The sequence below is a fragment of the Altererythrobacter sp. GH1-8 genome (genome assembly GCF_043702085.1).
GTDB lineage: Bacteria > Pseudomonadota > Alphaproteobacteria > Sphingomonadales > Sphingomonadaceae > Erythrobacter.
This window is the reverse complement of record NZ_CP171690.1, coordinates 876224-898866: the sequence shown is the minus strand read 5'-3', so window position 1 is coordinate 898866 and position 22643 is coordinate 876224. Positions and strand designations below refer to the sequence as shown.

Sequence of the window (22643 nt, the reverse complement as noted above, 5' to 3'; positions counted from 1 at the left end):
CGGGCCGAGCCGATGACAGACCAGCCGCTGATACAAGAAAAGGGCGACCTTTTCTCCAAGTTCGACGATCTCATCCAGATGCGTGAAGGGCTCCTTGCGAGCGGCGTGGAGGACCCCTTCAATCTGGTGATGGAGAAAGTCCTCTCGCCCACGCGTGCAATCTGCAACGGGCGCGATACCATTCTGCTCGGCACGTATAATTACATGGGGATGACGTTCGATCCCGATGTGATTGATGCCGGCAAGCAGGCGCTTGCAGACTTCGGCGCTGGCACCACCGGCAGCCGCGTTTTGAATGGCACGTATCAAGGCCATAAGGAATGTGAAGATGCACTGAAGGAATTTTACGCCATGGATCATGCCATGGTGTTCTCAACCGGGTACCAGGCAAATCTCGGTATCATTTCTACCATCGCTGGTAAGGGCGATTACATCATCCTCGACATCGACAGCCACGCCTCGATTTATGATGGATGCGCGATGGGCAAAGCTGAAATCGTGCCCTTCAAGCATAACGATATCGAAGCGATGGAAAAGCGCCTGCGTCGCATACCCGAGGGCGCCGGCAAGCTGGTCGTACTTGAAGGCGTCTATTCGATGCTCGGCGATGTTGCACCGCTCAAGGAAATGGTCGCAGTCGCAAAGAATTACGGCGCGATGGTGCTGGTCGATGAAGCGCACTCGATGGGTTTCATCGGGGAGAACGGTCGCGGGGTGTGCGAGGAGGCCGGATGCATCGACGATGTTGATTTCATCATCGGCACCTTCTCCAAGAGTGTGGGGACAGTGGGCGGTTTCTGCGTTTCGAACCATCCCAAGTTCGAGGTTTTGCGGCTCGTCTGCCGACCCTATGTGTTCACCGCGAGCTTGCCGCCAAGTGTTGTTGCGACCGCAGCGACCTCGATCCGCAAGCTCATGCATGGCTCGAATAAGCGGGCGCATTTGTGGGAGAACTCAAAGCGGCTCCATCAGGGCCTGACCGAGCTTGGCTTCGAGCTCGGTACCGATGAGCCACAAAGTGCGATCGTTGCGGTCATCATGCCGGATCTAGAGCGCGGAGCCGCAATGTGGGAGGCGCTTTTGAAGGAGGGCCTTTACGTCAACCTCGCAAGACCGCCGGCGACGCCCGCCAACATGACCTTGCTGCGCTGTTCCCTGTGTGCGGAGCATAGTTCGGAGGAAGTAGAGACAATCCTCGGCATTTTCGAACGGGCAGGAAAAGTGGTCGGCATTATCTGAGAGGAATTGGACGGCCGAAGCTCTTACGGCCTCGACCGTCCATCCTGCATGTCCCCCGACTGCAGGCTTTAGGCAGGGCTGTGCCCCGCCCCCTCTCCAACTTGTGCCTCAGGCTCGCTCTTGTTCTCCGGGAATACAGGCCACATCAATTGCTGGCCGAGCGTTGCAGGCGCGAGGTTTTCTACGCCATAGTTTTGCGGGTAGCTTCGGGTGATCTTCGCTGTGCCGAAGAGTACGTCCCAGAAGAACAGCAGATTGCCGTAATTGCCTTTGTAATTCACCGCCGGGTCGTCAGCATGGCGACCGTGATGAGCATGGTGCGTCGCCGGCGTGGAGATTGTGCGCTCGACCAGCCACATGAGGGGTGAGAGCCACTTGATACGGTAGAGGGGCTTGTCCCAGGCAACATCCGAATGCGCGCCAGTGATAACTGCCAGTTTTACAACGATATAGCCTGCATAGGCCCAGCCAAGACCCAGATAGATCAGCACACCGGACAGCCAGATGCCCGGCATCATCGCATAATAGAACAGGTTGTTCCGATAAACGAGCCGGACGCTCATGTACTTCGCGTTGTGATGAGCCCGGTGAAGGTTGTAGAGCCACGAGAAGCTGTGGCTCGCCCGGTGCCACCAATACTGCATCATATCGTCAAGGATCAGAAACAGCGCGATGGCGGCAAAGACATTGATCCCGGTGAGCGCTCCGGCCCATTGAGGCGCGACGATCCCGGCCAGCGCGGCAGACGAAAAGAGTACCAGAGGCTGCGTGAAGCCAAGCAGTACGACCATGCTGACGGCTTCGACAATTCCGTCATCACGCGTTTGCTCTGCCTTCGAAAAGAGGTTCGAGCGCAGCAATTCCATCACGGCAAAGCCAAGAAAAATTGCGAGAATTGCGATTGTTGATCCAGGCATTTGGCCTCTCCCAAAACTTGTCGAAAAGCGTCCTAGCGTTTACCAGACCGAAATAATGTCAAACTCTTTACATTCGGAATCGACTCGGCGGTCGCTTGAAGCGCCGATGCTGATTGAGGTTCTTGACCCGGCCCTGCAGGCGCATCTCATCCGGGGCGGGCGTGTGCGCAGCTATTCAAATGGCGAGATCATCCAGCAGCGCGGCGAGGCGGCGGACGGTTTCTGGCTGATCGAAGAAGGCGCCGTTATGGTTGGCCAATTCATGCGCGATGGCGAGTTTCGCGCGGTCGCACTTTTGGGAGCAGGCGATTCTTATGGCGAGCTCGCTGTATTTTCAGGTCGCCCACGAATTGTTGACGCCGTTTCACGAGGGGAAAGCAAAGTGCGCTTCATCGCCGCGAAGCCTTTTCTCGACGCGCTCGGCAATTACCCGGTCGCAACGCGCAAGCTGCTCGGTGCGCTTTCCGCTCAATTGCAGGATACACTCGCTCAGCTTGCCGGGCTGCGCCGTGGCACCAACCCCGAACGATTGGCCGGTCTCTTGGCGACAATGGCCGACCGAGCCGGACAGGTCGCAACGGTGCGCGCAACCCAACAGGAATTGGCCGAACTGCTCGGAGTCACGCGCGCAACCGCCAACGCAGCGCTGCGCGAACTTGAAAGGCAGGGTCTCGTAAGGCGCGGCTACGGCACGATCGAGATCCTTGACGCACCGATGATGGCGATCCTTGCTCAGGAGTGAGCCAAGAAATTATCAGCCCGGCGTAACCTCGGTCGCCAGATCGCATGGGTTGATTTCACCGTCATCACTTCCGCCGCTGAATTGCGTAATTGCGACAAATCCTGCGACAACCAGAACCACGAAGATCGTTGTTACTGTGCCAAGGTACTCGTCGATCACCCGCTTGATCGGCGCGCCGAAGACCTGGAAAAGAATACCAACCACCATGAAGATCAGGGCTCTGCCGGCCAGCGCAGCAAGCGCGAACGTCACGATATTCATCTCGATGAACCCTGCGGTGATGGTCATCAATTTGAACGGGATCGGCGTACCGGCGGCAAGGAACACAGCTGCCGCACCCTGTTCCCGAATATAACAGGCGGCGACAGGGAAGCTTTCGCTGAGCCCAAGCACCCCCAGCACCCACTCGCCAACCGTTTCATAAAGGAAATAGCCAATCGCATAGCCGAACAGGCCGCCCAGTACCGAAGCGATGGTCGCAATCATTGCAAACCGGATCGCCTTCTTGGGCTCCGCCAGGCACATCAGCCCGAGCAAAGGGTGCGGCGGGATCGGGAAGAAGCTCGATTCAATAAAGCAGAAGAATGCCAGCCAACCCTGCGCATGGGGGTGAGCGGCCTTCTCCATCGTCCAGTCATAAAGACCGCGAATCAATCGCATCATGAAAGGGGAATGTCCTTGCTGGTTTTTCACGATCTAGGACAGGCGTCCAAGGCGCGCAACCACAAGGATTTAACCCATTTGGCACTTTTTGATTGACATCGTCACGCTCTTCAGGTACAAAACAAGAACATCGCGATAGTGTGATTCGCCAGCGCGGCGGTCGGCTCCCTTGACGGATCCGGCCGCTTTTTCGTTCCGCCAAGGCAAAGGACCAGGCTGATGAACCGCCAGAAATACTCAAAAGGTCCAGGCAATATCCGAGGCGAAAGCCGCAACACGCGTTGGCGCGAACATTTCATCGATGCGCTCGCGCAATCCTCGAACGTGACGCAATCGGCCAAGGAGGCAGGTGTCGCCCCAAGCGCCGCATACCGGCTTCGCCGCACTGATGCTGAATTTGCGAGGCGCTGGATGGCAGCGCTGTGGGAAGGATACGTCCACCTCGAAATGGAAATCCTCAGGCGGCTGCGAGAAGCCAGAGCTGGATTGTCGATGCCAACGCGAGCGGCGATTGGGCTGGCCACGAAGCAAGCATCGCACTCTGGACGCCGGGTGGCTGGGCCTTCATCGAACCAGTCGAGGGAATGCTGGCATTCGACAAGTCAGCCACCCAGCTTGTCGTCTATTCCGATTCATGGGTAAAAAGTGTAGCACCCGCCAACCCGCAAGGCGGCGCAACGGTTGATGCAGAAGCAAGGGCGGCCATCGAGGGGCTTATCGCAGCTCTGCGTGACTTCGGCGTGTTTCCGAATACGTGAGGTCGAAGAAACTCAGATTTTTGCTAAGATGCGACTCTGAGACAAGTTGCAACGCAGTTGGATAAGGAAAACTCACGGATAACATGCGAGATAGCGACTTTATTGCAACAGTTCCGATGCATTGTCTGCTTGCCACGAAACCGGGGAAAAGTTAGAGAGACCGAGTGGCCTTAAACCGCTATAAAAAGGGGAATACATAATGCGCAAACTCGTCATAGGTATGGCGATTGCATCAACGGCGCTTACGTCGCCGGCGCTCGCTCGCGAAGACCAATGGTATATTGGTGTCGATGGCGGCGTGATGATCGTCGAGGATCCTTCATGGGATATCAATGGCACGTCTGATGTCGCTTCGCAGGATTACGATACCGGCTATGATTTCGGTGGTGTTGTAGGCCACGATTTCGGCGCGTTTCGTTTGGAAACGGAAGCAAGCTATCGCTCTTCAAGCCTGGATTCAGTCGACGTACAGGGCGACGTAGTTGAAGTGGGTGGCGGTGTCGACATCCTCAGCTTCATGCTTAACGGTCTGTTTGACTTCGGCCCCGATGACGGCCTTCAGGGCTTTGCGGGTGGCGGTGTTGGTGTTGCGCGTACGTCGCTCGACATGGACGACTTCTTCGATGATTCAGACACCGGATTGGCGTGGCAGCTGCTTGCTGGCATTCGCGCCCCGTTGTCGGGACACTGGGATGTTGGCCTGAAGTATCGCTATTTCAATGCTCCCAACATCGGCATCGTTGGCTTCGACGGTAGCGATTTTGAGACGGATATTTCGACTCACTCCCTGATGGCTTCTGTCATCTACAATTTCGGGGGCGAAACGGTTGCACCACCACCGCCTCCTCCGCCTCCTCCACCGCCTCCGCCGCCTCCGCCGCCTCCGCCGCCTCCGCCGCCGGCGCCGGTTTGCAACACGGGTCCTTACATCGTGTTCTTCAACTGGGATGAGTCGGATATCACTGCGGAAGCAGCGACAATTCTCGACAACGCCGTGAGCGCATATGCCGACTGCGGTACTGCGAGTGTCATGCTGGCTGGCCACACCGACCGTTCCGGTAGCGTGACCTACAACATGGGCCTGGCTGAGCGCCGTAACGCGTCTGTTCAGGAATATCTCGCTGGTCGCGGTGTTCCGGAAGATCGCATTTCAAGCGAAGCATTCGGCGAATCGCAGCCTCGCGTTCCAACCGATGACGGTGTTCGCGAACTGCAGAACCGCCGGGTTGAAATCACTTACGGCCCGGGTTCGGGCATGTAATTTTCGCTCAACCGCGAACGAACAAAGGGCCGGAGCAATCCGGCCCTTTTTTTGTTGCTGGCGCATCACAACTCAATCACGGTAAGGACTGTTTCAGTTATCAGGAGAGTCCGATGTCGAATTTGCGTTTGGGAGTTTTGTGTTCATCGATGGTTTTGGCTGCATGCGGCTCTGGCCAGGGCTTATCGGAAAGCATGGCGGATGCACAAGCCGCGCTTCCTCGCGTTGTGGCTCAAGCCACTCTGTCGAACAGTGCTGGCGAGAATGTTGGCGAAGTTAGCTTCACAGTCAAAGATGAAGTCCTGTCGCTACATCTGCAAGCTGCAAATCTCCCGCCTGGAGAGAGTGGATTCCACATTCATACGACCGGTCTTTGCGAAGGCCCTGATTTCAAGAGTGCAGGCGGCCATTTGAATCCAAGGGAGCGTGAGCACGGTGCGGACAACCCATCGGGCAAGCACCTGGGCGATCTGCCCAATATTTCCATTGGCGAAAATGGTGATGCTGAAGCATCGATTGTGGTCTCTGATGAAGCTGCCGCAGCTCTGTTGGCAATTTTCGACGCCGACGGCAGCGCCGTCATGATCCATGCGGATCCTGACGACTACAAGACTGACCCGACCGGGAATGCGGGAAGCAGGATTGCTTGCGGGGTTATTGCCCCAATAGACTAATCCTTCGCTGCAGATTTAGGCTGCTTCGCCTGCTGCCTGCGCGCGCTCCAGAACGGTGTCATTGGCAGCGGGGACCAGCTTTATCGCTGCACCCAGCAACACCAAGCCAATTGGTGTGATCCAGAGCGTTGCCAGAACGCCGGCGCTCAAATCACCGCCATTCTGGGCCGAAACGTACCCAGCGGTGTATGGCCCAAGTGCGAGCCCGACCAATGTAGTGGCAAGAAAGAAGGTCGCTGTTGCGGTTCCGCGCATCCTTGGCAAGACTAGGGCCTGGCTGCTCGCCGCTGCGGCACCGAGTGCCGAGGCGGCAAGCGCTCCGACCACGATATTCAGGATCAGGAAAAGGACGAAGCTATCGGTCGTGTACTGAACGATAGCAAACGGTATTGGGCTCAAAAGGCCGAAGAGCACCACCCAAATGCGGCCCGCCGAGGTTCTCGTGAAAAGCGCATCTGCCATCCGCCCGCCAAGGATTACACCGAGAAAGCCGCCTGCAGCTCCTCCCCCACCAAGCCAAAAGCCAAGCTCTGCCTTGGATACTTCGAAGACACGCTCTGCGTAGGGCGCGCCCCAATAGGACGCTGAGTAGGCCATGAAAGCCACCGTGCCATAACCCAGGATCGTGCAAAGGAAGGCTGGCGAACCCCATGTCAATGCGAAGGTAGGATAGTCCCGCACCCGGAGCGCGCTGGCCCAAGAAAAAACGGCATAATACCCAATTGCGAGCAAGAACCATTGGTCGGTGATCGCCGGTAAATCGAGACCCAGCAAGTTACCGAGCGCGGCGACAATCAGCCCCTCGCCAGACTCTAACCATACGGTCAAAAGGTGACCTAACGTCAAGGCTCCGATGAATGCGGCAATGTTGATCAACAGGCTCTTGGCACCGCGCTCGCTTGCGCCAAAAAACGTGAACCCCGGAATAATCGTATAGAGCTCTTTCACGAAATTACGGAAAGGGTGCGGGTCTTCAGGCGTCTCCATTCCGTCAATCGCGCCGCGCACGGGCTCGCGCAGCGTCAGTACCCAGATTGCCAGCAACAGGCCTGGCACGCCTACCGCAATGAAAGCAGCTTGCCATCCAGCAAGTCCAAGGAGAGGGTCTCCGCCTGGAAAGGCTGCATTCCAGCGATCGACAATTACGCCCCCGATCGCCAAGGATACACCACCTCCGATGTACAGCCCTGATGAATAGATCGCCAAAGCGGTTGCGCGCAGCCGTGCGGGAAACCAATCTGATATCAATGAATAGGCTGAAGGGCTGGCTGTTGCTTCCCCTACCCCAACGCCAATCCTTGCAACCGTAAGTGTCGCAGCATCCTTCGCAAAGCCCGACACAGCGGTCATGGCCGACCATAGGGTCAGGCCAATTGTCATGAGACGGACGCGCTTCCAGCTGTCAGCGAGCTTTCCAAGGGGAATCCCGAACAGCGCATAAAAGATTGCAAATGCTGTACCGTAGAGGAAACCGAGATATGCATCGTCGACACCCAGATCGGCCTTGATGTCGTTCGCAAGGATCGAGAGAATCTGGCGGTCGATGAAATTGAGAACATAGACCAGGACCAAGACGCTAAGCGCGTACCAGCTATAGGCAGCAACCGGTGCTTCGCCCGATGGCTCCGCCGGTGTCTTGGTCTCAGTCATAGTCTCTCCCTCTTTCTGCATGGCACCTAGCTTGCGTACTGGGTGGTGTCGATCACTTCTGCCTCGGCGAAACCATGTTTGCGCAAGCGGCAGGAATCACACCTCCCGCAAGCCAAACCTTCTTCGGTTGGATCGTAGCAAGACCAAGACCAAGCGGGATCCAGCCCCAACCTCTTGCATTCGCGGGCAATGTCAGCCTTACTAAGCTGTTGTAAAGGGGCATGAATATTGATTGGCTGGTCCTCGACGCCAATCTTTGTCCCCAGTCGCGCTGTCTGAGCGAAGCTTTCAATGAACTCGGGACGACAGTCAGGATAGCCGGAATAGTCGAGGGCATTTACCCCGATGAATATGTCTTGCGATCCGCTCGCTTCTGCACATGCAACTGTGAGTGAGAGAAAGACCAGGTTTCTGGCAGGCACGTAAGTGATCGGAATATCGTCACCGACGCCTTCTTTGGGGACATCGAAATCATCAGTTAGCGCTGACCCGCCAAAGACCCTTAGATCCAGGTCCATGATACTATGCCGCACAACGCCCAAGCGATGGGCGATCTGGCGGGCTGCCTCGATTTCGCGGACGTGCCTCTGGCCATAATTGATGGTCAAGGCGTGCAGACAAAAACCTTGTTCCTGAGCAAGCGCTGCGGTGACCATCGAATCCAGGCCGCCAGACAGCAAGACAATAGCAACGCATTCAGGCTTCGATTGGGGGACTTGCATGCCATTGGCTTACCGCAAGCTACACAAACTGCAATCGCTCAAAGCCATCTAACTACAGTTGCCAGTCCTTCGAGCTTCGGCAAAGAACTGGAATGGGCGATCGTCAGCAAAGCCCTGACTGTTAAGTTGAACCAGCGAAGAAGTCTCACGCCGCAAGGTTGTGCGACCATAGCCATGGCCCTGGCAAGTGTACTGAACGGTCGCTTCTTGCGCATCATTGGCCACCACAACCTGGCGGCAACCAGTTTGCTCGTGGCGCAGCTGGAGCAATTCCTGTCCGGTGCGGACACAAACCTTTCGCGCTGGAGAGCCGTCGCGGAACCTTACGGTCCATTCGCCCATGGAAATGGAATTAAATACTGCGAGCTTCGCATCCTGAGCTTGCCCCGGAGTGCCGAGCGCGAAAGCCACAATACCTGCTGCCAGCGCAAACAATGCTGGAAGGTATGGTTTCGCAAGCTTGATCATTCAAATCCCATCACTCTGTCTCAGCGCAAGAGCTGGAAATCAGCCCACCGGCAACATGGACCACCATTAGCCCGCTGGCGATAAACCGTTCCTGAATGGCGATGAAACGAATTCTAGTACTAAATCGTGAATGCAAACTCGCGCGAACAAAACGCGCAGTCAACCACGATCTCTCCCGCCTCGTTACGCATGGCATCGCGTTCCCCCTTGGGAAACCTCGCTATCACAGACATGTAGTGTTCCATCGAGCAGCGGCATCCTCGCGAAAGGCTGGCACCTTGCTGGACGTTGATCCGGTCTTCTTCGTGATAGAGACGCCACACGATCCCTTCCATCGAGAGCGCCGGGTCAAGGAGCTCCGAATGGCTGAGCGTCCCACCGACAATCGCCACATGCTCCCAATCTGGATGGTCGATCCTGACATGCAGCCGCTCGCGGCCTTCCTCGCCATCAGCGAGATGCTGCACCAGCATACCTGCGGCCACGCAGCCTCCAGCGCCGCTCTGGACAGCGACCCGGATCAACGTCGGCACCTGCTCTGACTGGATGAAATAGCGCTCACAAGCTTCGCTGAGGCTGTGACCTTCCAGGGGCACAATCCCCTGGTAACGGCTGCCCTTGACCCCTGAAGCTGACCCCGTTTCAAATGTTACTGCGAGATACCCGCTGCCGAATAGCGCGGCCAGCGTGGGGTTTGCGCCCAGCCCGTCCAGCCTCGCGGTATCGAATTCGGCATAGCCGCGCATTTCCCCTTGTCGATAATCGCAAACGAGCAAACGCACGATTCCATCCTGGGTCTGCGCTTGCATGGTCAGTTGCCCATCGTTCTTCAGCAACCCACCCATCAGCGCACCTAGGACCAGAGCCTCTGCAAGCAAGTGCTTGATTGGAGGCGGATAGTCATGAGCCGAAAGAACAGTGTTTACCACTGTGTCCAGCCGGACAATTCGGCCGCGGGCATTCCTTTCAGGCAGGGAAAAGCCAAGCAGTTGATCGGAAAAAGTCTCAGGCAAGTCAGTCGGTGTTCGAGTCATGAGCGACCATATGGATAGAAACAGGTCCTTTTATAAGTCCCGGCCATTAAGGCCGATGAACCAGAACCTCGGCTCACCCAAGCAATCCGAATGACCAGAGCAAAATTGATTTCTGCGCGTGAATGCGGTTCTCCGCCTCATCGAACACCACAGACTGCGGACCTTCGAAGACAACTTCGGTCACCTCTTCGTCAACATGAGCTGGCAGGCAGTGCAGAAAGATCGCATCAGGTTTGGCCTTGGCCATAAGCGCGCCATTGACCTGGTAAGGGACCATCGCCGCACGCTTCTCGGCCGCATCTGCTTGACCCATGGAGATCCATGTATCGGTCACGATCACGTCGGCGCCCTGCGCAGCTTCCGCAGCATTGTTCGTCAGCGTCACGGTTGAACCTGCCGCGCGCGCCAGCTCCACGAATTCCGCTTCAGGTTCGTAGCCAGCTGGGGTTGCGACCCGGACGTTAAACTTCATCAGCGCCGCCGCTTCCAGGATCGAATGGAGCACATTGTTGCCATCGCCAAACCACGCGAGTTCGAGACCCGGCAAGGCCTTGCCATGCTCTATTACCGTAAGCAGGTCAGCCACGATCTGGCACGGATGCGAGCGGTCAGTCAGACCGTTGATCACTGGCACAGTCGCGTGCTTGGCAAGCTCTTGCGCCTTGGCATGATCGTCTGTCCGGATCATGATCGCATCGACCATGCGGCTAAGGACGCGCGCAGTATCGGCGATCGTTTCGCCCCGGCCGAGCTGACTGGTCGCACTGTCGAGGATCAGGCAACTGCCCCCGAGCTGACGCATGGCAATATCGAAGCTGACGCGTGTACGGGTCGAATTCTTCTCAAAGATCATCGCCAAAACGCGGCCTGCAAGCGGCTTGTCCGTATCGGGCCCGCCCTTTGGCCAGTCCTTGCGCGCCGCTTTCCGATCGATCGCGTCGGCAATCATCGCGGCGATCGCATCGCCACCGGCATCGCTGAGATCAAGAAAATGCGCCATCATCAGCTCGCATCTGGCGGAGAATAGCTCGCCGCCCCTGCTGAAAGCTTTTCAAAGAACTCTTCCATTTCCGCATCATCGATCACCAGCGGAGGCAAAACGCGAATAGTATTGTCGCCCGCGGCCACCGTGAGAAGCTGGTGATTGTCGCGCAGGTGCACGAAGAATGGCCGGCTTTCGACCTTCATCTTGATCCCGAGCATCAGGCCCTTGCCGCGTACCAGTTCAAACAGCTCCGGATAATTGCCGATAAACTGTTCGAGTCGCGAGCGCAGCCGCTCGCCTTTCTCGCGCACGCTGGCGAGGAAGTCCTCGTTCGCGACTGCATCCATGACCGCGCTACCCGCTGCCATCGCAAGCGGATTGCCCCCATAAGTCGAACCGTGCGTTCCGAACACCATGCCGCGCGCCGCCTTTTCCGTCGCAAGGCATGCGCCGAGCGGGAACCCTCCCCCGATACCTTTTGCCGTGGCAACAATGTCAGGCGTAATGCCGTATTGCTCGTAGGCATAGAGCGTCCCGGTACGTGCAACACCGCATTGCACTTCGTCGAGCACCAGCATGAGGTCATGCTCGTTTGCCAGCTCGCGCAGACCTTGCATGAATTCTTCCGAAGCTGGACGAATACCCCCCTCACCCTGGATCGGTTCGACAAGAAAGCCTGCAGTGTGCGGCCCCATCAGAGCTTTGGCAGACTCGAGATTGTCAAATTCAGCGTATTTGAATCCGGCGAGGAGCGGGGAAAAGCCGTGATGCATCTTTTCCTGATTGGACGCGCTGATCGTTGCCATCGTCCGCCCGTGGAATGCATTGGCGAAAGTGATAAGCTCAAACCGAGTCGTATCGCCTTCATGCTGGTGATAAGCTCGCGCCGTCTTGATTGCAGTCTCTACCGCTTCCGCGCCGGAATTGGTGAAAAAGACTGTGTCAGCAAAGGTGTTATCGACCAATTGCTGCGCCAGCTTTTCACCTTGCGGGCTGCCATAGAGGTTGGAGACATGCATCAGTGTCGCCGCTTGCTCCTGAATGGCAGAGATTAGGCCCTCGTGGCTGTGGCCCAGCAGGTTAACTGCGATCCCGCTGGCAAAATCCAGATAGCGCGTGCCGTCTTCATCGATCAGGTGGCAGTGCTCGCCGCGCACTGGGCGTACTCCACACCGTGGGTAAACGGGCATCAGTGGGGTAATAGCCATAACGGGACCTCAATTCTCGACAACAAGTGGGATTGTGAAACAAAAGAGAAATGGCGACCCCCGCCTAATGGATGGGATCGCCATTTGCTCCGTTTAATTTGTCGCTAGCGGCGGGTCAAACCCCAGCAGCCAGTCATGCTGATCAACCTTGAACGGGCACCAGGTTAACCGCCGAGTGCTTTCCTCGTCGGTCGACTTCGAGATCGAACTCGTAGCGTTCGCCTTCATTCAGCCCCTGCAGCCCAGAGCGTTCAACCGCGCTGATGTGCACAAACGCATCGGGTTGGCCATCATCGCGCGTGAGAAACCCAAAGCCCTTCATTGAATTGAAGAACTTTACCGTCCCCGTCGCCTTTTCACCAGTCAGCTCGCGCTGCGGAGCTGTGCTGCGCTGCTCAACCTGAATGACATCACCCACAATCTGGATATCCTGGGCGGAAACCTTTCCGCCGCGATCAACCAGATTGAATTCCAGCTCTTGTCCTTCAGCCAGTCCTTCGAGCCCAGCACGTTCAACTGCGCTGATATGAACGAACACATCTTCGCCGCCGGTTTCCTGCTGGATAAACCCGAAGCCTTTTTGGCTGTTGAAGAACTTGACCGTTCCCTTGCCGGTACCAACGACCTGCGCCGGCATGCGGTTGAAACCGCCGCCACCGCCGGCACCGCCGCCACCGCGCGGACCACCGCCCCCGCCGCCGCCACGTGGGCCGCCACCGAAACGGTCACCGCCGCCGCCGCCGCCGAAGCGATCGCCACCACCATAGCCACCGCGATCATCACGGCCTCCGCCAAAGCGGTCATTTCCGAAGTCGGAGGGTGGCTGGTATCCGTCGCCACCGAAGGGGTCGAAGTTGTCTTCGCCGAATCCGTCGCGCTTGTCTCGTCCGCGGCGACGTCCTCTATCGTAACCCATAACTCAAAAATTACCTTGTCTTCCCGCCCATAATATCTTCGTGCCGGATACAGGGACGGCAAACCGCACCGGACACTTTAGAAGAGCGGACTCGCGGTCCACCCCCCCCGCACCATTCGCGACATAGCGCAAAAGAATGCGCTGAGCGAACGATTTAATGAGCAGATGTTTCATCGCGCACTTTTGTGACATTTTGGCAAAAGGCTATTTTGCAGCTACTTGCGTTCTTCAGCACTTGCGGCGCACCCCAGCGTCGCGTCACTCAGGGACTCGCCAAGCCATGCCACAATTTCGCCAGCTCAGTGCCACCATGTTCGCCAGTCCTCAAATCACGCCGCAGGATTTAACCGAAGCGGCAGCGCAGGGTATCACATTAGTGATCAACAATCGCCCCGATGGTGAAGCCCCCGACGAACCTCAGGGTCCGGAGATCGAAGCTGCCGCGCATGCGGCTGGCATAGAGTATCTCGCGATACCCATAGGACATTCTGGATTCAGCGAACCGCAGGTGGAAGCGATGCAGCAGGCGCTCGTTGCTGCGCAAGGCCCCGTGCTTGCCTATTGCCGCTCGGGCACCCGGTCGACCTTCCTGTGGGCCTTGGCACAAGCGCGCTCCGGCGGCGATCCAGATGCAATCGCAGCAGCTGCCAATGAGGCTGGCTATGATGTCTCGCCGATCAGGCCAGCACTGGATATGTTCGCCTCACAGTCTCAGGGCTGAGATCATCGGATGAACCTATTGCGATGAATGTGCCTTCTCAAGCCCTGCAATTCGGCGGTTCTCTTATTGCTATCCTCGTGCTCGCCTGGCTCGTCAAGAAGCTGGGGCTTGGTGCAACGCGCAGGCTAACGGACGACTCACAAGCAATTGCGGTAGCGGGGGAAGTGAGTGACGGCTTTGCACCGATTGAGGTTGCCTTGGACAAGCAAGGGCAAGGCGCCTTGCTGCGCGATGCAGCCGGGCAAATCATGCTGGTGAAGCCCCACGGGGTTCATTTCGCCGGCCGGATCCTCGGCCCATCGGCACATGCGCAGCGCGACCGAGAAGCTCTCGCAATCGATCCCGGCGAGAAGCGCTTTGGCATGGTCACCCTACAAATCGATGATCCTGCCCCTTGGGAAGACGCCATCAATCGCCTAAATGCAACTGGCAATGCCTGATTTTTCGCCCGTTGATTATGCCGTGCCCGGCTTCGTCCTGCTGGTCCTGATCGAGATGATCTGGGCCTGGAAGCGCAGGCCGGACGCCTATGAAGCCAAGGATACGCTCACGAGCCTCGCCTTTGGCCTGGGAAGCACAGTCTCCGGCTTGCTGTTCGGCGGCTTCTTCTTCCTGCTGTTTCTCGGTGTGTGGGAGTATCGCCTGATCGATTTCGGGCCTGAATGGTGGACTGTCTGGTGGGCCTGGCCGCTATGCTTCGTGCTCGATGACTTCAAATATTACTGGGTTCACCGCGCCGGTCACCGCATCCGCTGGATGTGGGCAGCGCATGTAAACCACCATTCCAGTCAGCATTACAACCTTTCGACCGCTTTGCGTCAGACGTGGACCGGGCCTTTCACCTTCGGCTTCGTCTTTGCCTTGCCGCTGGTGCTGCTTGGCTTCCACCCGGCAATGATTGCGATCTGCGGCGGCTTCAATCTGATCTACCAGTTCTGGATTCACACCGAGGCCATCGACCGGATGCCGCGCTGGTTCGAAGCCGTCATGAACACGCCGAGCCACCACCGCGTCCACCATGCCACCAACCCGCGCTATCTCGACCGCAACTATGCCGGTGTCTTCATCATATGGGACAAGATGTTCGGCACGTTCGAGCCTGAAACCCGCGACGAGAAAATCCGCTATGGCATTGTCAAGCAGCTCGGCAGCTTCAACTTGCTGTGGGCGGTCTTCCATGAATGGATCGGCATGCTGAGCGATATCTGGAAGGCGCCGTGGAGGCACAAGCTCTCTTATCTCCTTCGCGAACCGGGCTGGACGCATGATGGCAGCCGCGAGACTTCAGACATGATCCGCGCGCGCTGGAAACAGAGCCGGGCCCAGGAAAATCCAGTTGCATTGAAAAACTCGATTGCAGAGGGCCAAGAGGCTGCCTAACATCTTCTCCCAAGAGGAGAGGGAATGGATACTTTCGATTACATCGTGATCGGCAGCGGCAGTGCGGGCAGCGCAGCGGCTGCACGGCTGGCGGAAGACGGCAGCAAGCGCGTTTGCCTTCTCGAAGCGGGCGGCGAGAACAAGCACGCCTTTACGCGTACGCCGGGATTGCTCTCGATGATGCCGAAGAAGAGCCTTTATGAATACGATACCGAGCCGATGGACGCGCTCGGCGGCAGGGTCGGCTACCAACCGCGCGGTCGCGGGCTGGGCGGGTCGAGCGCCACCAACGGCATGGTCTATATTCGCGGCAATCCGTGGGACTATGACAATTGGGCGGCGCTCGGCTGCACCGGCTGGGCGTGGGAGGACGTGCTTCCGGTGTTCAAGCGCCAGGAAGACAATGCGCGCGGCGCGGATGATTTCCATGGCAGCGGGGGACCGCTCAAGGTCAACGAACAGATCAGCCCAAGCTACGTCGCGAAGGCCTTTGTCGAGGCCGCCACCCAGCTCCAGATTCCGCACAATAATGACTTCAACGGAGCGCGCCAGGAGGGGATGGGGCTGTATCAGGTCACGCAGTCCAATGGCGAGCGCTGGTCCTCGGCTCGCGCCTTTGTCGAACCGCTCGAAGGCAAGCCCAATTTCGACATCCGTACCGGCGCGCTGGTCGAGAAGATCGAGATTGATGATGGACGCGCTACCGGCGTTACAATCCGGCGCGGCGGCAAACGCGAAACCATCCGCGCCAATGCCGGCATTATCCTGTCCGCCGGCGCGTTCGGTTCGCCGCAGATCCTGATGCTTTCGGGCGTGGGTCCGGGCGCGGAATTGCAGCGGCACGGGATTGAGGTGAAGCTCGACCGTGCTGCGGTTGGTGCCGACCTGCAGGACCATTGCGACATGGTTCTTGGATACGAGCTTGACGATCTCACGTTGTTCGGAGGATCCTTGCGCGGCATCTGGCAAGTCGCCAAATCCTATCTCGAATATCGCCGCCACCGCACCGGCATGCTGACCACGAACTTCGCTGAGAGCGGCGGGTTTGTAACGGTCGACCCGGCCTCGCCCGCGCCCGACATCCAGTACCACTTTATCCGCGCAATCATCCAGAACCATGGGCGCGACAAGCTGCGCGTGCATGGCTTCTCGCTGCATGCCTGCGTGCTGCGCCCGGAAAGCCGCGGCTGGGTCAAGCTGCGCAGTGCCGATGCAGGCGAGCAGCCCGCGATCAATCCCAATTTCCTCTCCGATCCGCGCGACATGGAGCTGCTCAAGAAGGGCACGCGGCTGATGGTCCGCATTGCTGAAACCGGCGCGATGAAAGACCTGGGCGCGACGCTTCGCAACCCGATCGACTTTGACGATGATGAAGCGTTGGAAGCCCACATCCGTTCCATCGCTGACACGATCTATCACCCGGTCGGCACCTGCCGCATGGGATCGGACGGGGACGCAGTGGTCGATCCCACCTTGAAGGCACGCGGCATCGAAGGCCTGTGGGTCGCCGATGCCTCGATCATGCCGCGGCTTGTCTCAGGCAACACCAATGCGCCGAGCATCATGATCGGCGAGCGCTGCGCGGACTTCGTGAAGGCTGCAACTGCATGATGCTCTGACCCTTCGCCTGCCCTTCCGGGCGCGAAACCGGTTCCCACGTTCGCTGAAGGGCAGGTGCATCATGATCGGCGAGCGCTGCGCGGAATTTGTGAAAGCTGCGACGGCTTGATGCGGCTCACCCTTGGTGTATGTTCCGTCGATCTGATCGAGGGGAAAGCACATGGACGACAACAGCACGCCGACGCGGCGCAATAGCGGCCCGCCAGCGAATTCCGGGTTTGACCTCAACCGTCCGACGATCATCAGCCTGCTCTATCTCGGCAGTTTCGTGACCGGCATCACAGGGCTGGTCGGGATTGTGCTTGCCCATATATGGCGAGGCGAAAGCCACGAGCCGTGGATTTCGTCACACTACACCTACCTCATCCGCACGTTCTGGATCGGTTTTGTTGCAAGCATCATTGGCGCAGTCCTCTCCATTGTACTGATCGGCGTGCCATTGCTTATTGCAACTGCGGTCTGGGTCGGCGTGCGCAGCGTCCTCAGCCTGATGAAAGCGCAGAGGCATGAGCCCATGCCGGAGCCGGACACGCTGTTGTTCTGACCGCCTGGCGCCGCGCCATCACTCCCCGCTCGCCTCGCTTTCGTCAGCCGGCACATTGGTCATTTCGGTCTCAGGCAGATCGACATCGACCGCGTCCGGGTCCGGTTCAGAGACAATCAATTCGCCCCCACTGACATCTTCGACATCGGCTTCATAGCTCTTTTCTTGCGCCTGGTTGCAAGCCGCCACTGCGAACGAGGCGACCAGCGCCAGGGTCAGGCCAGAGCCGTGTTCGCGGGATCTTCTCATGCGGTCACTCCATGCTGCGCGTGTACCATCGCGGTGATCTCGTCGAGCAGCGCGAGGCGTTTCTTCTTGAGCTCCTCGGTGCGTTCATCGCTCGCAAATTCATTGCCCGCTTCGATCCGGTGCACTTCGCGGTTCACCTCGTGATAGGTATCCGCGAGCCGCGCGAAATGGCGGTTCTTCGTCTTGAGCCGGGTGAGGGCATCGCGTTCCCGCTTGAAGATTTCGGTCAACTCATTGGGCGTGTGCTGTGACATAGGGGCAGCCTTTCTGTTGCATCGTCCACAGAGCTTGTACCTGGGCTTGCGCCCACTTGCTTTGATCAGGATCAAGCGTGTTGGATACGCATGTTACACAGTCCAGAGGCGAAATTATCGCGAGCCCATTTGGGGCGTAAACATATGAGGAAATGGGGGAAATCGCCATTTTCGCGTCCTAGCATTGCGCCGGGCATGTAGGACAGGGCGCGAATTGTGCTATCTTGCCGGTGATGCAGATCGCCAGGGCAGCCATCACCTATTTCGCGATAATCTTTGCGCTCGGCTTTGTGCTTGGCACGGTGCGGGTGCTGCGGGGCGCTGAGGCGCTGGGCGAGACCACATTCATTTTGCTGGAGCTGTCGGTGATTCTCGTTGCCAGCTGGGTGGCCGCGCGCAAGTTGGTGGGCCGGTTCGGGATAGCGAGGGCGGGTGAAGCGCTCGTCATGGGCGCGATCGCCTTCGCGCTGTTGATCGCGGCCGAAGTGCTGCTCACAGCCGCGCTGGGAGAGAGCGTGGCGCAGTGGATCGCGGGCTTGCTCGAACCGCCCGGCGTTTTCGGGTTTGCAGGGCAAGTGCTGTTCGGCCTGATGCCGTGGCTGGTAATACAGACTGGGCGATCCGGCTAAGGCCCGACACATCCACCGTGAAGGGGGCGAGTAATCGCGCCGCTCAGTCGCTGCCCTTGCGGCCGCCAGTGATACCAAAGCCGGGCACGGCTTCCTCTTCAACATGGCCCGGGTGGTACATGTCGAGATAGATATAGCTTTCGGCGGGCTCGGCCTTCTTGCAAGTCACTTCGTAGACATCGACGATGCTGCCATAGGGCGACATGCCCGCGCTGCCGCGCCGTTCGAACTTCGGGCGCTTGAGGTTGCTGCAGCGCAGCCGCGAGAGGTAGGCGCGCTGGCCGGGGGGGCGCTCTGCGCGGACCGGATTTTCGCGGCTACCGAGTGGGTGGAAGGAAGCGTCCTTCGCGATGGCTTCGGTTTCCTCGGGCGAGCGCTCATTCCGGCCGCCGAAAAGGGAACCAAACAAAGAGCCGATGTCTAGCGGTTCCTCGTCTGCTGGCGCGGCCTCGGCGGGGTCTTGGTCGACAGGTTCCTCGACAATGGCCTCTGCAGTGACATCTTCGGCCTGCGATACCGCCGTGACGGGATCGTCCGCCTGCTCCTGCGCAAGGGCGGGGGCGGCGAGGAGGAGGGTGGTGGCGGAGAAAACCAATTGAGAGTTACTCATTCCTTAAGTCTTTGAAGTTTATGAGGAACATTACTTTCGATGTAATATTAGATTTGACATGTTGGGAAAAGATCACCATACAAATTCCGAGTTCGCTGCCTATCGGCTTTGAACCTATCAAGGCCTTGGACGCTGGGCCAGCGTAGCGAACCAACGTCCAATTACCTCTTTTGCAACGCGTTTTCGCAATCTTCTCTAGTCCAAGCGGGCGCGTTTTGGACCTTAGGGAGGCGGTTGTTGTTGACCGCATAGCAGGTCAGAAACTCAGCCTTGAGGCTGCCGTCCTTCTTTAAGCCCATGATTAGCACTACGATGAAATTCTGATAGCGAAGTTCCACGCGGCGCGCAGGGTCGTGCTTTTTGACCTTGGCCAAATAGCCCTGGAAGCGCTGAGTTTGTGGATCGACTAACGTGGCTTCGATCCAGTCCATTCGTTCGGCGCGAATAGATGAGAATGTGTCGTCCTTATGGACCACCGTATCGAAGAATGCGTGATAAAACGAATGGCGCTTGAAGAAGACCGGTATCCCGTCATTTGTTATCAGCGGGCCTGCGCAATACTTAGTCACGAAATGCTGTTGATAGGCGGCTTGGTCCGCGAGTCTTAGCAAGGGTGGCGGCATTACCAGCCTCCCTGCAGATCAATCTTGAAGACGTTAAACTTTTCCTCACTTTTCCAAGTCGGGCCAATGCCGCGGCCAAGGCGCGCTTCAATCCGCTCAACTATTGCCAATTTGGCAGGCGAGGCTGGCGCCTTGAAATTGAGGCGACTGTTGGCTGCGCCCAGCAAAATATCGCACAGTTGCATCAGCACTAGCTGACCGGATGGAAGCGGCTGCACGTTTAGGATTTCGGCAGAAAGGTTGGCGTTGCTCAGAACTTTGCGCAATTCGGCAAGACGAGTGGGTGAACGATTCGATTTCAGGTCGCAGAAGACAGTGTACTCGTTGAAGTCGAGTATCCAGTGATGGAGCAGCTGGTAATAGAATTTATAGAAACCCAGCTCTCCGTCTCCATCATGGAGGTTTTCCAGATTGGTCTTCTCGTGATCGACCGCAATGCAGCGGAAGCGCATGTCCGAGCCATAGGCAAAGAACATATCAATCACTTCGGCATAGAAATCGACACGTGAGGGCGAAATCTTGCGCCACTTCATCTCACCGTGAACGTTGTGCCGCTCCCGCAGCCGGGCAATCTTAGCCTTGGCTTCTTCGCGCAAGTCTGCTGGCAGCCACAACGCACCGATCATCAGATACTTTGCGCGCGGTTTCTTTGACGTAAAGAGATCGGGCAGAGATTCGTCGCAATAGACTTCGAAATTCATGGCAGTTTCGACCTACTAGCGACGATGAAGCTAATGCTCACTCCGCAGCCTCAGCCCCTACTCAGCCGCTTCGCTCTCGCCGAACATATCCGGGCCATCGTCCTCGATCGCGCCCGCTTCGTTCGCGGCTTTCGCCTTCTGGCGCTTGTCGAAGCTTGACCACACGTCCTGCCAGTTGCCCTTGGTCGCGCCCTTCGAATATTCGGTCGCGCGGGTTTCGAAGAAGTTCGCATGCTCCACGCCGTTCAGCAGCGGGGCGAGCCAGGGCAGCGGGTGATCGTCGATCATGTAGATCGGCTGCAGGCCGAGCTGGCCCAGACGCCAGTCCGCGATGTAGCGGATATACTTCTTGATCTCCTTCGCGGTCATCCCGCTGACGGGCCCCATCTCGAACGCGAGGTCGATGAAGTTGTCTTCCAGCCGCACCGACTTCTGGCAGATGTCGATGATGTCTTCCTTCACCGCCTTGGTGTAGCAATCGCGCTCCCGCACGAATTCGTGGAACAGCCGCACGATGCCCTCGCAGTGGAGGCTCTCGTCGCGCACCGACCAGCTGACGATCTGCCCCATACCCTTCATCTTGTTGAAGCGCGGGAAGTTCATCAGCATGGCAAAGCTTGCGAACAGCTGCATCCCTTCGGTGAAGCCGCCGAACACCGCCAGCGTGCGGGCGATGTCTTCATCGGTGTCCACACCGAACAACTGCAGGTAATCGTGCTTGTCCTTCATCTCCTCATATTCGAGGAAGGCGGAATATTCTGATTCCGGCATGCCGATCGTGTCGAGCAAGTGAGAGTACGCCGCGATGTGCACCGTTTCCATATTGGAGAAGGCGGTGAGCATCATCTTGATCTCGGTCGGCTTGAATACGCGGCCGTATTTGTCGTGGTAACAATCCTGCACTTCGACATCGGCCTGCGTGAAGAAGCGGAAGATCTGCGTGAGCAGATTGCGCTCGTGCTCGGTGATCTTCTGCGCCCAGTCGCGGCAGTCCTCACCCAGAGGCACTTCCTCGGGCATCCAGTGGATCTGCTGCTGGCGTTTCCAGAACTCGTAAGCCCACGGGTATTCAAAGGGCTTGTAGGTCTTACGGGCTTCGAGCAACGACATCTTGTGGTTCTCCGGGTTTCAGCGTGAATTACCAATATAGGAATCACAGCCGCGATTCGATAGCAAGCGAAAAGGATCAGGCGGGGATAAAGCGGGCAGAAAGATGCGCTTTTTTCAAGTTCGCCGCGCGCGCCCGCGCGCGTGAAAGGGCGCCCGTCCGCCCATCCTCTCACCCGTGCCTGAGCCCCGACGAACCGAGGAACGAATCCCTCTCTCCACCCGTTAGTAAGGTGTAAGTCATTCAAACAGCGGGACATTTCCCCGCAGAAAGAGAGAGAATATGTTTGAGAAGATTCGCATTCGTGAACACATGGAAGTTGCAGACGCACAGGGCCAGCACGTCGGGACAGTCGATAGTGTCCGTGACGATACGATCAAGCTGACCAAGTCAGACAGTCTGGATAACAAGCATCACTTCTTGCAGCTCGACGATGTCGACAAGATTGACGACAACCGCGTCTATCTGAAGAGCGATGCAGACATTCCGCTGGGTCTTGGCAACAAGGCGAGCGTGACCTCGTAACTTTCCATTTCAAGCCCTGTCAGCGGACAGCCGTGAGGACCTTGCGTCATCCGGCTGGAGGGCGACAGCGAAGAGCTCCGGTTCATCATCCCTCTGTCCTCATGACGGGGTGAAGGCCGGGGTTTTTGCGTTGGGGGAAGCTGGTGGTGGCCGCGCGCTAAGCCCGGCGCTTTTTTGATCCGAAGAAGCTCCCGCCGCCCAGCACGGTAATTCCGACGAAGAAACCGAAATCATACCAGCCGCCGGTGTTGGGCACAGCGTAAACCGCGATCTCCTCGCTGAAGAGCGAGCCGATCCACGCCCACGGGAAGATGAAGCCGTGCCACAGCCCCCACCAGAAACCGGGGACGTCTGCACCTTGCGCGATACCTGCATCGATCTGGCTCGCACAGGCGGAGAGCAGCAGAAGCAGTACGCCAGTGGTGACAAGACGCAGGATCAT

At 57.8% G+C, this 22643-nt stretch carries 28 protein-coding genes; 12 read left to right on the top strand and 16 right to left on the bottom strand.

The window, feature by feature from the left end; translation table 11 throughout:
- The first annotated feature begins 12 nt into the window (after positions 1-12).
- A complete protein-coding gene (gene spt, locus ACG9DO_RS04405; RefSeq protein ID WP_394730513.1) occupies positions 13-1239 on the top strand; it encodes a serine palmitoyltransferase in 1227 nt (408 codons plus the stop codon).
- A gap of 68 nt (positions 1240-1307) precedes the next feature.
- Here spt and ACG9DO_RS04400 read toward each other — a convergent pair whose 3' ends face one another.
- Entirely contained in the window at positions 1308-2156 is an 849-nt protein-coding gene (locus ACG9DO_RS04400) for a sterol desaturase family protein (RefSeq protein WP_394730512.1), read from the bottom strand.
- Positions 2157-2211: 55 nt separating this feature from the next.
- On the opposite strand from ACG9DO_RS04400, the gene ACG9DO_RS04395 reads away from it, so the two are divergent.
- A complete protein-coding gene (locus tag ACG9DO_RS04395) occupies positions 2212-2898 on the top strand; it encodes a Crp/Fnr family transcriptional regulator (RefSeq protein ID WP_394730511.1) in 687 nt (228 codons plus the stop codon).
- Positions 2899-2910: 12 nt separating this feature from the next.
- Here ACG9DO_RS04395 and ACG9DO_RS04390 read toward each other — a convergent pair whose 3' ends face one another.
- Positions 2911-3558, bottom strand: a complete 648-nt coding sequence (locus ACG9DO_RS04390) for a YqaA family protein (RefSeq protein WP_394731195.1) — start codon at positions 3556-3558, stop codon at positions 2911-2913.
- A 425-nt stretch (positions 3559-3983) separates the two neighbouring features.
- Between ACG9DO_RS04390 and ACG9DO_RS04385 the strand changes: the two genes are divergently transcribed.
- From ACG9DO_RS04385 to ACG9DO_RS04375, 3 genes are all read left to right on the top strand, one after another.
- Positions 3984-4319 (top strand): DUF2793 domain-containing protein, encoded by a 336-nt coding sequence (locus tag ACG9DO_RS04385; protein ID WP_394730510.1) that lies wholly within the window; start codon positions 3984-3986, stop codon positions 4317-4319.
- Between the two features lie 199 nt (positions 4320-4518).
- A complete protein-coding gene (locus tag ACG9DO_RS04380; RefSeq protein WP_394730509.1) occupies positions 4519-5580 on the top strand; it encodes an OmpA family protein in 1062 nt (353 codons plus the stop codon).
- A gap of 113 nt (positions 5581-5693) precedes the next feature.
- Positions 5694-6254, top strand: a complete 561-nt coding sequence (locus ACG9DO_RS04375; RefSeq protein WP_394730508.1) for a superoxide dismutase family protein — start codon at positions 5694-5696, stop codon at positions 6252-6254.
- A 15-nt stretch (positions 6255-6269) separates the two neighbouring features.
- On the opposite strand, the gene ACG9DO_RS04370 is transcribed toward ACG9DO_RS04375, so the two are convergent.
- The 7 genes from ACG9DO_RS04370 to ACG9DO_RS04340 form a co-directional block, all read right to left on the bottom strand.
- The gene (locus tag ACG9DO_RS04370) at positions 6270-7904 is read right to left on the bottom strand and encodes an MFS transporter (protein ID WP_394730507.1); all 1635 of its coding nucleotides are present in this window, start codon (positions 7902-7904) and stop codon (positions 6270-6272) included.
- Positions 7905-7930: 26 nt separating this feature from the next.
- On the bottom strand, positions 7931-8626 hold the full coding sequence (gene queC, locus ACG9DO_RS04365) for a 7-cyano-7-deazaguanine synthase QueC (protein ID WP_394730506.1): 696 nt from the start codon (positions 8624-8626) through the stop codon (positions 7931-7933).
- Positions 8627-8674: 48 nt separating this feature from the next.
- The gene (locus ACG9DO_RS04360) at positions 8675-9094 is read right to left on the bottom strand and encodes a hypothetical protein (protein WP_394730505.1); all 420 of its coding nucleotides are present in this window, start codon (positions 9092-9094) and stop codon (positions 8675-8677) included.
- 119 nt (positions 9095-9213) lie between these two features.
- Positions 9214-10128, bottom strand: coding sequence for an Hsp33 family molecular chaperone HslO (locus ACG9DO_RS04355; protein ID WP_394730504.1), 915 nt, complete (start codon positions 10126-10128; stop codon positions 9214-9216).
- Between the two features lie 73 nt (positions 10129-10201).
- A complete protein-coding gene (argF, locus tag ACG9DO_RS04350) occupies positions 10202-11131 on the bottom strand; it encodes an ornithine carbamoyltransferase (RefSeq protein ID WP_394730503.1) in 930 nt (309 codons plus the stop codon).
- The gene (locus tag ACG9DO_RS04345; RefSeq protein ID WP_394730502.1) at positions 11131-12321 is read right to left on the bottom strand and encodes an aspartate aminotransferase family protein; all 1191 of its coding nucleotides are present in this window, start codon (positions 12319-12321) and stop codon (positions 11131-11133) included. The genes argF and ACG9DO_RS04345 overlap by 1 nt, the downstream gene beginning before the upstream one ends.
- A 142-nt stretch (positions 12322-12463) precedes the next feature.
- Complete coding sequence (locus ACG9DO_RS04340; protein ID WP_394730501.1) at positions 12464-13237, bottom strand: cold-shock protein; 774 nt, start codon at positions 13235-13237, stop codon at positions 12464-12466.
- Positions 13238-13517: 280 nt separating this feature from the next.
- On the opposite strand from ACG9DO_RS04340, the gene ACG9DO_RS04335 reads away from it, so the two are divergent.
- The 5 genes from ACG9DO_RS04335 (at position 13518) to ACG9DO_RS04315 (ending at position 17502) form a co-directional block, all read left to right on the top strand.
- A complete protein-coding gene (locus ACG9DO_RS04335) occupies positions 13518-13958 on the top strand; it encodes a TIGR01244 family sulfur transferase (RefSeq protein WP_394730500.1) in 441 nt (146 codons plus the stop codon).
- Between the two features lie 23 nt (positions 13959-13981).
- Positions 13982-14398 carry a hypothetical protein gene (locus tag ACG9DO_RS04330; RefSeq protein ID WP_394730499.1) on the top strand — a complete coding sequence of 139 codons (417 nt, stop codon included), beginning with the start codon at positions 13982-13984 and terminating at the stop codon, positions 14396-14398.
- Complete coding sequence (locus tag ACG9DO_RS04325) at positions 14391-15338, top strand: sterol desaturase family protein (RefSeq protein WP_394730498.1); 948 nt, start codon at positions 14391-14393, stop codon at positions 15336-15338. The genes ACG9DO_RS04330 and ACG9DO_RS04325 overlap by 8 nt, the downstream gene beginning before the upstream one ends.
- A 24-nt stretch (positions 15339-15362) precedes the next feature.
- Positions 15363-16949 carry a GMC family oxidoreductase gene (locus ACG9DO_RS04320; protein WP_394730497.1) on the top strand — a complete coding sequence of 529 codons (1587 nt, stop codon included), beginning with the start codon at positions 15363-15365 and terminating at the stop codon, positions 16947-16949.
- A 169-nt stretch (positions 16950-17118) separates the two neighbouring features.
- Positions 17119-17502, top strand: a complete 384-nt coding sequence (locus ACG9DO_RS04315; RefSeq protein ID WP_394730496.1) for a DUF4870 family protein — start codon at positions 17119-17121, stop codon at positions 17500-17502.
- Positions 17503-17520: 18 nt separating this feature from the next.
- On the opposite strand, the gene ACG9DO_RS04310 is transcribed toward ACG9DO_RS04315, so the two are convergent.
- Together ACG9DO_RS04310 and ACG9DO_RS04305 are read right to left on the bottom strand one after the other, a co-directional pair.
- Entirely contained in the window at positions 17521-17751 is a 231-nt protein-coding gene (locus ACG9DO_RS04310; protein ID WP_394730495.1) for a hypothetical protein, read from the bottom strand.
- Positions 17748-18005, bottom strand: a complete 258-nt coding sequence (locus ACG9DO_RS04305) for a YdcH family protein (protein WP_394730494.1) — start codon at positions 18003-18005, stop codon at positions 17748-17750. The genes ACG9DO_RS04310 and ACG9DO_RS04305 overlap by 4 nt, the downstream gene beginning before the upstream one ends.
- 233 nt (positions 18006-18238) lie before the next feature.
- Between ACG9DO_RS04305 and ACG9DO_RS04300 the strand changes: the two genes are divergently transcribed.
- Entirely contained in the window at positions 18239-18634 is a 396-nt protein-coding gene (locus tag ACG9DO_RS04300) for a hypothetical protein (protein WP_394730493.1), read from the top strand.
- Positions 18635-18677: 43 nt separating this feature from the next.
- On the opposite strand, the gene ACG9DO_RS04295 is transcribed toward ACG9DO_RS04300, so the two are convergent.
- The 4 genes from ACG9DO_RS04295 to ACG9DO_RS04280 all read right to left on the bottom strand — a co-directional run bounded on the left by ACG9DO_RS04295 (position 18678) and on the right by ACG9DO_RS04280 (position 21678).
- Positions 18678-19244, bottom strand: coding sequence for a hypothetical protein (locus ACG9DO_RS04295; RefSeq protein WP_394730492.1), 567 nt, complete (start codon positions 19242-19244; stop codon positions 18678-18680).
- Between the two features lie 161 nt (positions 19245-19405).
- Entirely contained in the window at positions 19406-19867 is a 462-nt protein-coding gene (locus ACG9DO_RS04290; protein ID WP_394730491.1) for a hypothetical protein, read from the bottom strand.
- On the bottom strand, positions 19867-20568 hold the full coding sequence (locus ACG9DO_RS04285) for a DUF3800 domain-containing protein (protein ID WP_394730490.1): 702 nt from the start codon (positions 20566-20568) through the stop codon (positions 19867-19869). The genes ACG9DO_RS04290 and ACG9DO_RS04285 overlap by 1 nt, the downstream gene beginning before the upstream one ends.
- 57 nt (positions 20569-20625) lie before the next feature.
- Entirely contained in the window at positions 20626-21678 is a 1053-nt protein-coding gene (locus tag ACG9DO_RS04280) for a ribonucleotide-diphosphate reductase subunit beta (RefSeq protein ID WP_394730489.1), read from the bottom strand.
- A 280-nt stretch (positions 21679-21958) separates the two neighbouring features.
- Between ACG9DO_RS04280 and ACG9DO_RS04275 the strand changes: the two genes are divergently transcribed.
- Positions 21959-22201, top strand: a complete 243-nt coding sequence (locus tag ACG9DO_RS04275) for a DUF2171 domain-containing protein (protein WP_394730488.1) — start codon at positions 21959-21961, stop codon at positions 22199-22201.
- Between the two features lie 157 nt (positions 22202-22358).
- Here ACG9DO_RS04275 and ACG9DO_RS04270 read toward each other — a convergent pair whose 3' ends face one another.
- Positions 22359-22643, bottom strand: a complete 285-nt coding sequence (locus tag ACG9DO_RS04270) for an LPXTG cell wall anchor domain-containing protein (protein ID WP_394730487.1) — start codon at positions 22641-22643, stop codon at positions 22359-22361.